Origin of the sequence: Stenotrophomonas sp. (genome assembly GCF_036662295.1) — a bacterium.
Lineage (GTDB): Bacteria > Pseudomonadota > Gammaproteobacteria > Xanthomonadales > Xanthomonadaceae > Stenotrophomonas.
The window spans coordinates 1-11,689 of record NZ_JAVWXA010000120.1 but is presented as its reverse complement, the minus strand read 5'-3'; the positions used below and the strand labels follow the sequence as shown (position 1 = coordinate 11,689).

General features: G+C 69.5%; 8 protein-coding genes and 1 pseudogene. 7 read left to right on the top strand and 2 right to left on the bottom strand.

Annotated elements, in window-relative coordinates; translation table 11 throughout:
- The 5 genes and pseudogenes from RSA25_RS16985 to RSA25_RS16965 form a co-directional block, all read left to right on the top strand.
- Window positions 1-125 (top strand): annotated as a pseudogene (locus RSA25_RS16985) (NUDIX hydrolase); the annotation flags it as partial.
- A complete protein-coding gene (gene mnmA / locus RSA25_RS16980) occupies window positions 122-1,261 on the top strand; it encodes a tRNA 2-thiouridine(34) synthase MnmA (RefSeq protein ID WP_332810018.1) in 1,140 nt (379 codons plus the stop codon). The pseudogene RSA25_RS16985 and the gene mnmA, both read left to right, overlap by 4 nt.
- The gene (gene hflD, locus RSA25_RS16975; RefSeq protein WP_332810017.1) at window positions 1,258-1,872 is read left to right on the top strand and encodes a high frequency lysogenization protein HflD; all 615 of its coding nucleotides are present in this window, start codon (window positions 1,258-1,260) and stop codon (window positions 1,870-1,872) included. The genes mnmA and hflD overlap by 4 nt, the downstream gene beginning before the upstream one ends.
- Window positions 1,873-2,041: 169 nt before the next feature.
- On the top strand, window positions 2,042-3,232 hold the full coding sequence (locus RSA25_RS16970; protein WP_332810016.1) for a methyl-accepting chemotaxis protein: 1,191 nt from the start codon (window positions 2,042-2,044) through the stop codon (window positions 3,230-3,232).
- A 98-nt stretch (window positions 3,233-3,330) separates the two neighbouring features.
- On the top strand, window positions 3,331-3,627 hold the full coding sequence (locus tag RSA25_RS16965; RefSeq protein WP_332810015.1) for a hypothetical protein: 297 nt from the start codon (window positions 3,331-3,333) through the stop codon (window positions 3,625-3,627).
- A gap of 518 nt (window positions 3,628-4,145) precedes the next feature.
- On the opposite strand, the gene RSA25_RS16960 is transcribed toward RSA25_RS16965, so the two are convergent.
- Both RSA25_RS16960 and RSA25_RS16955 read right to left on the bottom strand, forming a co-directional pair.
- Complete coding sequence (locus tag RSA25_RS16960) at window positions 4,146-4,673, bottom strand: hypothetical protein (RefSeq protein WP_332810014.1); 528 nt, start codon at window positions 4,671-4,673, stop codon at window positions 4,146-4,148.
- A complete protein-coding gene (locus RSA25_RS16955; RefSeq protein ID WP_332810013.1) occupies window positions 4,670-7,459 on the bottom strand; it encodes an EAL domain-containing protein in 2,790 nt (929 codons plus the stop codon). Before RSA25_RS16955 ends, RSA25_RS16960 begins: the two co-directional genes overlap by 4 nt.
- A 156-nt stretch (window positions 7,460-7,615) precedes the next feature.
- On the opposite strand from RSA25_RS16955, the gene RSA25_RS16950 reads away from it, so the two are divergent.
- The gene (locus RSA25_RS16950) at window positions 7,616-9,721 is read left to right on the top strand and encodes a PAS domain S-box protein (RefSeq protein WP_332810012.1); all 2,106 of its coding nucleotides are present in this window, start codon (window positions 7,616-7,618) and stop codon (window positions 9,719-9,721) included.
- Between the two features lie 2 nt (window positions 9,722-9,723).
- Complete coding sequence (locus tag RSA25_RS16945; protein WP_332810011.1) at window positions 9,724-11,481, top strand: EAL domain-containing protein; 1,758 nt, start codon at window positions 9,724-9,726, stop codon at window positions 11,479-11,481.
- The last annotated feature ends 208 nt before the right edge of the window (window positions 11,482-11,689 follow it).

Below are 11,689 nucleotides of genomic sequence, written 5' to 3'. Positions count from 1 at the left end.
TGCAGCCCGGCGAGCTGCTGGCCGCGCGCCAGCGGCTGCGCAGCCCGCTGGTCTGGCAGGTGGTGGCCGACTTCCTCGCCGGCCAGCGCCATCCCCTCTCCCTGGTCAAGCAGGTCGCTCCATGAGCGCGCCACGGATCATGGTCGGCGTGTCTGGTGGAGTGGACTCTTCGGTTGCCGCCTGGCGGCTGGTGCAGCAGGGCGAGCCGGTGGCCGGGCTGTTCATGCAGAACTGGGCGGATGACGGCAGCGGCGACTGCCGCGCCGAGGACGATCGCCGCGATGCGGTGGCCGTGTGCGGCCTGCTCGGCATCCCGTTCCATTTCCGCGATTTTTCCGGCGAGTATTGGGAGGGGGTGTTTGCCCACTTCCTGGCCGAGTACGCCGCCGGCCGCACCCCCAACCCGGACGTGCTGTGCAACCGGGAAGTGAAGTTCAAGCACTTCCTGGACGCGGCCCGTGCGCTGGGCGCCGAGCGCATCGCCACCGGCCACTACGTGCGGGTGGCCCAGGTCGGCGGGCGCTGGGCGCTGCTGCGCGGCGCCGATCGCAGCAAGGACCAGAGCTATTTCCTGCACCAGCTGGGCCAGGACCAGCTCTCGGCCACGCTGTTCCCGATCGGCGACCTGCAGAAGAACGACCTGCGCCGGATCGCCCGCGACGCCGGGCTGCCCACCCACGCCAAGAAGGACTCGACCGGGATCTGCTTCATCGGCGAGCGCGACTTCCGCGAGTTCCTGGGCCGCTACCTGCCGGCCAAGGCCGGCGAGATCCGCGACCCGGACGGCAGCCTGATCGCCGAGCACCCCGGCGTGTTCTATTTCACCCTGGGCCAGCGCGAAGGCCTGAACATCGGCGGCGTGCGCGGCCGGCCGGCGGCGCCGTGGTACGTGGTGGGCAAGGACGTGGCGAGCAACATCCTGTACGTGGACCAGGACCGGGACAGCCCGTGGCTGCTGTCCACGCAGCTGCACTCGGAGGCGGCGCACTGGATCGCCGGATCGCCCCCGGCCCGTCGCTTCACCTGCACCGCCCAGACCCGCTACCGCCAGCCCGACGAGCCCTGCCAGGTGCAGGTCAACGACGATGGCACGCTGCTGGTCCGCTTCGATCGCCCACAACGCGCCGTCACCCCCGGTCAATCGCTGGTGTTGTATGACGATGAGGTCTGCCTGGGTGGCGCGGTGATCGCCGCCACCGATGCGCCGCTGGAACAGCGGCTGCGGACCGTTCCTTCTCCCTTCGAGGTATCTGCTGCATGAGTTTTTCCGTCGACGACCGCGTTCTTGCCTTGGCCGGCATCGCCCAGGCCCTGCAGCAGGTGCGCCGCATCGCCGAAACCGGCCATTCGGAGGCGGCGGTGGTGCGCACCGCGATCGACAGCGTGTTCCGCATCGATGCCGACAGCCCGCAGGCCATCTACGGCAGCCCGGCCAACGTGGCCCCGGGGCTGCGCCTGCTGCACAACTATTTCCGCAGCCAGGGCCAGGACGAGATGCTGCCCCGGCTGGCGCTGGCCGTGCTGCAGCTGGAGCGCCGCTTCGTGCGCGAGCATGCGGTGGTGGAGAAGGTGAGCCAGGGCATCGAGCGCGCGCAGCGCCAGGCCGGCGAGCTGAACGACAGTGCCCACCCGGATGTGCTGGCCGCCCTGGGCGGGTTGTATGCCGACACCATCAGCCATCTCAAGCCCCGGGTGATGGTCCAGGGCAACCCGCATTACCTGGGCCAGGCCGGGGTGGTGGCCGAGATCCGCGCGCTGCTGCTGGCGGCGGTGCGCTCGGCGGTGCTGTGGCGCCAGACCGGCGGGCAGTATTGGGATTTCCTGTTCTCGCGCAAGGCGATGATCGAGGCGGTGGACCGGCAGTTGCGTTGAGTCATGGCGCCGCCTGGGCCCCCAGGTGCAGCCACCCATGGGGTGGCGCTACCGTTTGGGGGCATGGGGGCCCTGCCTCGAGGAGGGTTTTCGATGGAATGTGCAGTGCAGCACTAAAGCAAATGGGGGGACGGCCGATACATCAACCGTGCACTTCCCGAGAACGTCCATGTACTCACGCATCTTCATCCGTCTGGCCGCCCCCCTGGTCCTGACCCTGCTCCTTCCCTTTGCCATCGGCTTCGAATGGCCAGCCGCCCTGCGTTGGGCGATCCTGACCACGATGACGCTCAGCTGGCTGGGCTTTGCCTGGTGGACCGCCCGGGCGCAGACCCAGCGTTCCCCCGAGCATGCCCGGATCCTGCGCGAGCAGGACCAGCTGCTGACCGAACTGCGCTCCTTCGTGGCCAACGAAGTGGACGGTTCGCGCGGCGAAGTCGAACGCGCCCGTGACCTGATCCGCCATGCGGTCAGCGGCCTGGGTGGCAGCTTCGACGCCATGAACCGCAAGTCCCGCCAGCAGAGCCAGGCGTTGGCCCGCATCGTCGACCGTGCCGGTGAAGACGGCGGCGCCGGCGTCGACGTGGCCCGCTTCGCCCAGCATGCCAGCCATCGCATGGAGCAGCTGGTGGAGGCGCTGGAGCAGGTGAGCGGCCAGAGCAGCAACACCGTGCAGCACATCGACCAGATGGCCCAGCACCTGGATGGCATCTTCGCGCTGCTGGAAGACGTCAAGTCCATCGCCGACCAGACCAACCTGCTGGCGCTCAACGCGGCCATCGAAGCGGCGCGTGCCGGTGAAGCCGGTCGCGGCTTTGCGGTGGTCGCCGACGAGGTGCGCAACCTGTCCGAGCGCTCGACCACCTTCAACGAGCAGATCCGCAAGCTGGCGCACAGCTCCAAGGACGCCATTGCCAAGGTCCGCGAGACGGTCTCCAACATGGCCTCCCGTGACATGGACCGCTCCCGCGAAGCCCGCCACGAAGCGGCGCAGATGCTGGACAACGTGGCCCAGATCAACGCCTCGCTGGGCGATGGGATGCGCGAGATCTCCGAGTGCGGCCGTGCGATCGACAGCAGCGTGGCCGAAGCGGTGCGCGCCCTGCAGTTCGAAGACATCGCCACCCAGGCCCTGGGCGGCGTGCACACCCACCTGGACCGCCTGACCGCGATCAACCGCGAAGCGGTGGCGCTGCAGGAACTCCTGCACCGCAATGGCGGCGTGTTCGACGAAGAAGTGGTGAGCGCCCTGCAGCGCACCGGCAACCGCCTGCGTGAAATGCGCAGCGAGTGGGAGCGTCCGCCGCACAAGGCCGTGGCCCAGCAGAGCATGGCCGCTGGCGCGGTGGAGCTGTTCTGATCGAGATGTTCCGTGCCGGCGACGGCGCCCACAACGGCCCCGGTTTCCCCGGGGCCGTTGTGCTTGCACCGCCCGTCCTGGCTGCAGATGATTGCCTGATGTTGAACGCGTCCATGTTGTCCGTCACATCCCCTGCCCCCGCCGAGCTGGAGCCTGCGGTGCAGGGCGGTGACGGCGCCCTTCCGGCTGCCGCACCGCGCACTGCGGCAACGCCATTGCGGGGCCGCGCGCTGATCGAACGGCTGGAGCAGCTCGCCCGGCATGAGTTGGCAGCACTGGCCCGGCAGCCCTCGGCTGCGGCCATTGCGCTGCCACCGGTGGTAGACCCTGAGCTCGCCAGCCTGGCCTGGGACCTGGGTTTGAGCGGTGATGACCTGGACGCTGCCGCGCGATGAGACCCGGAAAGCGGGGCGCGTCGCTTCCCGGCTTCCGCCGCCGCTGATTTCCCTTCATGCCTGGTCGGTGACGGTGAACAAACGCCGCTTCGCCCGGCGTTGACGCACCGGACGCATGCCCGCCTGGCGGCATCGTCAGTCTCTGCGCGGATGTGCCCGGCATGCCCTTTCCGGTTTCAGGCTGTTGCATGGACCTGCGCCGGCCTGCGATTCATCGTGCAGGCCGGCACTCTGGCGGGCGCAATGACCACGCCGACCTGTCGCATCGTCCGAAGCCGGCGCGTGCACGATTTTTTGCTGACGGGATGATGACGATCTGGATGCGCCTGTCGAAAACGGCGAGGCACTGTTCTGGCGTGCCCGCGAGGCATTGGGTGCGCTGGACGCAGGAGAAACCGCCACCTCGATAGCGTCCGTTGCAGGCAGCGCCTGGCAATTGACGACCGCATGAAGCGCCCGGCGCTGGAGGCGCTCGTCGCCCTTGTAGCGCGCTGAACGCAGGGACGTCAGCCCGACGGTTACGCCGGTGGCGCGCCGCTTCGTTCGCGGGAGATGATGCCGGAGACCACACCCGCGCCAATGGCCGCGAAGCCAAAGCCGAACAGGTACTTCAGGGTGACCAGATGGTTGATCACCACCGGCAGCCAGTACGGGATCGATGGGGTGGTCAACAGGTAGCTGGTGCGCGCGTAGGCACCCTCCAGGCCGGTGTAGAGCAGCGAGGCACAGACGATCAGCAGCACCCCGGTCGCCGCCTTGAAGCGGTCGCTATGCCGGTCGCGCCGACGGAACATCAGCACCAGCATGGCCACATTGGTGATGAACGAGAAGATGCCGAGGTAGATCAGGGTGTCTACCACCAGAAACGCCACCGGCGGCAGGCGGCGGTCGACCTCGACCCAGAGCCCGCACCCGATCAGGGAGACGACCAGCACCCATTGCGCCAGCCCCAGTTCGCGCTGGTTGACGGCATGGGCCAGCCACGCGTCCAGCGCATACCCGAGTCGCCGCAGCCACGGCCGCCGAGCGGACGCCGGCTCGCTCAACCGGCGTGTACCAGCACGGGCGGCTCACCGGCGCGCAGCGATGATCCGCCGGCCTTGAGCCATTGCGCCAGATCGCGCGGCGTCAGCGGGCGCGAATACAGGTAGCCTTGGATCTCGTCGCAGCCCTGGCGGCGCAGCATGGCCTCTTCCTGCTCGGTTTCCACGCCTTCGGCGACGACCTTCATGCCCAGTGCGTGGCCCAGGTGCACGATCGCCTGGGTGACCTCGGCGGTGCCGGTGTCGTGGAGCATGCCCTGGACGAAACTGCGGTCGATCTTCAGGCGGCCCACCGGGAACCGGTTGAGGTAATGCAGGTTGGAGAAGCCGGTGCCGAAGTCATCCACCGCCAGCGGCACACCATGGCGCTCGAGCACGTCGAAGCAGTGGCGCAGCACGTCGGTATCCCGAATCAAGGCAGACTCGGTCAGCTCCAGCTCCAGCCGCTTGGGCGACCAGCCGTGGGCGTGGCAGATGTCGATGACGCGCTCGGCAAAGCCGCGGTCGCGCAACTGCACGGCCGAGACGTTGACCGCGATGCGGTCGAACTGCAGGCCGGCCGCATCCCAGGCGGCGGCCTGGCGGCAGGCTTCGGCCAGCACCCAGTCGCCGATACGGACGATCTCGCCGCATTTTTCGGCGATGGGAATAAACTCGGCCGGGCTGCAGTAGCCGATCCCGGGGCGGTGCCAGCGCAGCAGCGCTTCGATCGCCGGGGGCTGGTCGTGGGCGGCGTGCAGCAGCGGCTGGTAAGCCAGGGTGAATTCTTCGCGCTCGATCGCGCCCAGCAGGGCGTGCTCGATCTCCAGCTTGCGCTGGATCCGCATCAGCGCATCCTGGCTGTAGTACTGGTAGGTGTTGCGCCCCGCTTCCTTGGCGGCGTACATGGCCGCGTCGGCGGCGCGCAGCAGCGAATCGAAATCGCTGCGACCCTCGTCGAGCATGGCGATGCCGACGCTGGCGCCGACCTTGAGCGTGGTCTCGCCACGCTGCAGCGGCTCGGCCAGCGAGGCGATCAGCTTGCGCGCCACGTGGCCGGCGTCTTCCGGCTCGGCCAGGTCGCGCAGGACCACGATGAACTCATCGCCGCTGAAACGGCCGAACAGGTCGGCGTTGCGCAGGTTCTGGTGCAGGCGCGAGGCGGCGGCCTTGAGCAGCGCATCGCCGGTGGCGTGGCCGAAGGTGTCGTTGATGGTCTTGAAGCCGTCCAGGTCGATGAACAGCATCGCCAGCGGGGCGCCGCGGTCGCGCGCCTCCTCGATGGCATCGGCGGTCTGCTCGCGCAGCAGCATGCGGTTGGGCAGGCCGGTGAGCAGGTCGTAGTGGGCCAGCAGCTCGATGCGCTCGTTGGCCTCGCGCTCGCGGGTGATGTCACGGAACAGCACCACGAAACGGGTGGGCAGGCCATCGCGACGGTCCAGCTCGATCAGCACCTGCACCCAGATGCGCAGGCCGGACTGGCGGTAGAAACACAGGTCCAGCTGCTCGGGCAGGCCGCCGTCGGCGATGCGGGCCAGCGCGGCCTCGAAGGCATCGCGCGAGTCCTGGGTGTACAGCGCCAGGGCCTGGTCCAGGCTGATGGGCTGCTTGCGCAGGCCGTGGATGCGATAGCACTCCTCGGTCCACTGCATGTGCCGGGTGCTGACCTCGATCTCGCAGCCGCCGATCCGGCCCAGGGCCGAGACCCGGTTGAGCAGCTCGGTGCGCCAGCGGATCAGCGCATCGGTCTGGTGTTGTTCGGTGATGTTCTGGACCTGGCCCAGCAGGCGCTGGATGCGCCCGTCGGCGCCCAGCAGCGGCTGCATCCACAGGCGCAGGTGCAGGGCGCCCTCGCGCTCGCGCGGCAGCTCCAGTTCCAGCATGGCCGGCTTGCCATCGTGCAGCATGCGGCGCCAGGCGTGGCGCAGCTGGCTGCGCGAGCGCGGCTCCAGCCGGCGCAGCCAGCGGCGGCGGCCGGTCAAGGGGTCGTCGCCAACCCCGAGCAGGGCGCGGAACTCCGGCGACCACCAGAACTGGCGGTCGCCCGGGTTCCACGACCAGCTGCCCATGCTGGCGATGCGCTGGGCTTCGCGCAGGTGTACCTGCTGCTCCAGCAGCAGCGACTCCATCTGCTTCTGGGCCTGGATGTCGGTGTGGGTGCCGACCATGCGCAGCGGCTGGCCGTCGGCGGTGCGGGTCACCACCCGGCCGCGATCGAGCACCCAGCGCCAGTCGCCATCCGGATGCCGGACCCGGTACTCGGCGGTGTAGACCTCGCCCTGCCCGCCCAGGTGGGCGGCCAGCGCGGCGCGCACGGCAGGCTGGTCGTCAGGGTGGATCGGGGCGAGCAGCGTGCTGGCGGCATCGCCACAGGTGACGTCCTCGGCGGGGGTCGGTTGCCCGTCCCAGCGCCGCGAGCGGATCACCGCGTCGCTGGGCACGTCCCAGTCCCACAGGCCGTGACCGGCGTGGTCCAGGGCCAGCTCCCAGCGGCTGCCGGCATAGCGGGCGACCGGCTCGGGCACGCTCAGGGTGAAGGCCAGCAGCTGGCCGTCGGGGTCGTGCACCGCGCGCATCCAACCATCGAAGCGCCCCTGCGGGCCGCCGGGCAGCTGGCACGGGACCAGCCCACCGTCGGCGGCCAGCAGGCGCAGGTCTTCCAGCAGCTCCCCGTAGGCGGCCACGGTTGCCGGCAGCCCATGCTCGCGCGCGGCCGGATTGGCCGCCAGCGGGCGCCCGGCGCGGTCCAGGATGACCAGGGCCGACGCCAATGGATGCTGCAGCAGACTCGCGATAATCCCTTGGTCCACGCGGTAAGACTCCGATAACGCACCCGACAGCCGGGAACGCAATCGTTAGCGGCGGATTTGCCGGATAGTTGAGCGGCACCCCGCGCGCGGCCCCCAAACCGGACGCCACCCTCTAAGATGCAGGTCGCCCGCCTCGATCCGGTCCCTGCCCCGTCCATGCCCGTCGCCCCGTCCGGCCCACCCGCCCCGACTCCCCCCGACCGCCCGCTCGCCCAGGCCCTGCGCCGCGACCGCTGGCGCGTGGTGGTGGGCTACCTGGTGCTGGCGCTGGTATGGATACTGTGCAGCGACGCGGCGGTCCAGGTGCTGACCCAGGACCTGGCCACGGCTGCGCACTGGCAGACCGTGAAGGGCGCCTTCTTCGTGGTGGCCAGCGCGGCGCTGATCTATCTGCTGCTGCGGCCACTGGCCCAGCACGTGTTGCACGCGCATTCGAAGCTGGAATGCTCGGAGACCCGGCACCGGCAGATGTTCCAGGGCAACCCCGGCCCGATCCTGGTCTATGACCTGGACACGCTGGCGATCCTGGATGTGAACCCGGCGGCGATCAGCCTGTTCGGCTGGGACCGCGAGGCGTTCACCGCGATGCAGATCAGCACGCTTTGGCCGCCCGGCGACGAGCCGAAGCTGGCCGCCAAGCTGGCCCAGATCCGCGCCGCGCCCGACGAGCTGTGCGTGATCAGTGCCGACCTGCAGCTGCGCGACGGCAGCCGCCGGCGCATGGAGATGCGCAGCAACGCCATCGATTACGACGGCCACCGGGCGCGCCTGCTGATCGCCATCGACCGGACCAGCGAGGACCAGGCGCTGCGCCGCCGCGACGTGGCGTTGGCGCGCGTGGAGGAAGCCCACGAGATGGCGCGGATCGGGGCCTGGGAAGTGGACCCGGCCACCGGCCTGGGCCGCTTTTCCAACCAGGTCTACCACCTGCTCGGGCGACGCCCGCCGGAAGCGCGGCGCTGGCACCGCTTCGAGGAGCTGCTGGTGCCGGCCGACCCGGCCACCGCGGCGCTGAGCGAGCAGCTGCTGCATGACATGGCCGCCGAGCGGGTGCAGATCGACGTGCTGATGCCGCTGCTGGCGATGGACGGCCGCGCCCTGATGGTGCACCTGCGCGCCGAGAGCGGGCACGATGATGCCGGCCGCCCGCGCGTGCTGGGCACGCTGCAGGACGTGACCGAGCGCGAGCAGTCGCGACGGCTGCTGCGCGAGCGCGAGGAGCAGTTCCGCGAGCTGGTGCGGGTGCTGCCCGACGGGGTGGTGATCCTCTCCGACGAACACGTGCTGTATGCCAATGCGTGCGCGGCCGCGCAGTTCGGCTATGGCCAGCACACGTTGCTGGGCGAGCCGCTGGCCGCACTGGTGGACGGCGCCGACCTGGCGCGGGTGCGGGCGCAATTGTTCGCCGCGATTCCACTGTCCAGTACCGGGGCCGGCGAAGTGATCCGGATGCGGCGGCTGGAGGGCGAGCGCTTCCAGGCCGGGCTGGCGGTGGGCGATGTGCGTTACGGCGGGCGCAACTGCAAGCTGCTGATCGTGCGCGACCTGAGCGAACCCGAGCGCATCCGCGAGGCGCTGGAGACCAGCAACCGCGAACTGCAGGCCATGGCCGGCCGCCTGTTCTCGCTGCAGGAGGACGAGCGCCGGGCGATCTCGCGCGACCTGCACGACGACATCGGCCAGGCGATCACGGCGATGAAGCTGTCCGCCTACGCCGCCCAGGACGAGGACGATCCGGCCCGGCGCGGCGACGACCTGGAGCAGATCATCCAGCTGGCCGATGCCACGGTGGGCAAGCTGCGCGACATCTCCACGCTGCTGCGGCCGCCCCAGCTGGATGCACTCGGCCTGGAGGCCGCGCTGCGCTGGCAGGCCAGCGTGCTGTTCCGCTCGGCCGCGATCGAACTGCTGCCGGACATCCAGACCCTGCCCCGTCGCCCGCAGGGCGACATCGAGCAGGCCTGCTTCCGCATCGCCCAGGAAAGCCTGACCAACGTGCTGCGCCACGCGCGCGCCAGCCAGGTGAACCTGCAGCTGCATGACGTGGGCGACCAGGGCCTGCACCTGCAGGTCCGCGACGATGGCGAGGGCTTCGACCCGGAAGGCCCGCGCGGGCTGGGCCTGATCGTGATGCGCGAGCGCGCGCAGAGCGTGGGCGGCACCCTGCGGATCGAGTCGGCGCATGGCGCCGGCACGCTGATCGACCTGTACCTGCCGTATCGCAGCAGCGATGCGGCCACTCCCGATACATTGGAACACTGAACATGTGGAACCCTTCCCTGCCCCTGGTCAGCATCGAGGACGCGCCGCCGCGCCTGGGCGCGGGCAATCCCGAGCTGCAGGCCATGGTGAGCGACGCCGCCGCCGGTGGCACCCCGCTGATGCTGATGCACGTGGACATCGACCATTTCGCCTCGGTCAATGAAAACATGAGCGCCGAGGTGGGCGACCAGGCGCTGGTGCTGGTGGCCCAGCGCCTGCAGCACCACCTGCGGGGCCGCGGCAAGCTGTGGCGGCACGGCAGCGACGAGTTCCTGCTGGCGGTGCCGCGCAGCCCGGACCTGCCGCTGCCTGAAGACCTGGCCGAAGAGATCCGCCAACAGCTGGAGCTGCCGCTGTCGGTGCTGCCGTACACGCTGTTCATGACCGGCAAGCTGGGCGTGAGCCTGTGCCCGGAGCATGCCAGCGACACCTCGCGGCTGCTCGATCACGCCGAGGACGCGCTGTACCAGGCCGCGCGCGAAGGCGGCAACGCGGTGCGCATCCACGCGGTGGACACCCCCTCCAGCGCGCACAGCGAGAGCATCATCGCCCGGCAGATCGTGGATGCGATCCCCAATGGCGAGCTGAAGCTGCGCTACCAGCCGCTGGTGAGCGCCCGCGATGGCCACGTGGTGGGCATGGAGGCGCTGCTGCGCTGGCAGTCCCCGACCCTGGGCATGCTGGTGCCGGAGCGTTTCATGCGCACGGCCGAGCGGCTGGGCATCATCGTGCAGATCGGCACGTGGGTGCTGGAGGGCGCGCTGAAGCAGGCGCGGCTGTGGCGCGACCAGGGCTTCGACGACTTCACCATCGCCGTGAACGTGTCCACCCTGCAGCTGCTGCGACCGAACTTCTTCGCCGAGGTGATGTCGCTGATGCAGGCCGCTGGCGTGCCGGCGCAGATGCTGACGCTGGAGATCAACGAAAGCGCGCTGACCAACAATGTCAATTTCGTCCACGAGACGCTGGTCAACCTGCGCAACGAAGGCATCAGCCTGAGCCTGGACAACTTCGGCACGGGCGACTCCAGCCTGAGCGCGCTGGTGCGCTACCCGGTGGACAAGCTGAAGATCGACCGCAGCTTCATCAAGAGCGCCCCGGCCGGCAACCGCGAGGCGGCCATCGCCCGCGCGATCATCGCCATGGGCCACCAGCTGGGCATGACGGTGATCGCCAACGGGGTGGAGTCGCAGGCGCAACTGGGCTTCCTGCGCCGCAACGACTGCGACGTGTTCCAGGGGTATCTGTTCGGCGAGCCGATGTCGGCCGATGCGGCCGGCATGACCCTGCGCCGGCGTTACCTGCGCCCGGAGGCCTTCGCCGAGACCCGCCCGGACCGCACGCTACTGCTGCTGGACGACGAAGAGAACGTGCTGCGCTCGCTGGTCCGCCTGTTCCGTCGCGACGGCTACCGCATCCTGGCCGCCGGCAACGTGCGCGATGCGTTCGACCTGCTGGCCATCAACGATGTGCAGGTGATCCTGTCCGACCAGCGCATGAGCGACATGAGCGGCACCGAGTTCCTGGGCCGGGTGAAGATGCTCTACCCGGACACGATCCGGCTGGTGCTGTCCGGCTATACCGATCTGAACACGGTGACCGACGCGATCAACCGCGGCGCGATCTACCGGTTCCTGACCAAGCCATGGAACGACGACGAGCTGCGCAAGCACATCCACCAGGCATTCCGCACGCATGAGGAACAACGCCGGGCCAATACCGCACCGCCGGTGGCGATGCCGGCGCCGGACGACGAGTAACCCAACCGTCGCCGCGTAGTGCCCGATGCGTGTGCCGTTGCCCTCCGGCAGCCGAGCCCGTTGGCGGCCGGCAGATCCTTGGCAAAATAAAGGTTCTTCGCCCATTTGTGGGGTGCCGTCGCCGCGGCGTATGAAGCCATGCGAGTGCCGGCTCTGTCTCGCGGGGTGGGGGTGTGCGGGTTCGCGGGACACGCTGCAAGTCCCGCTC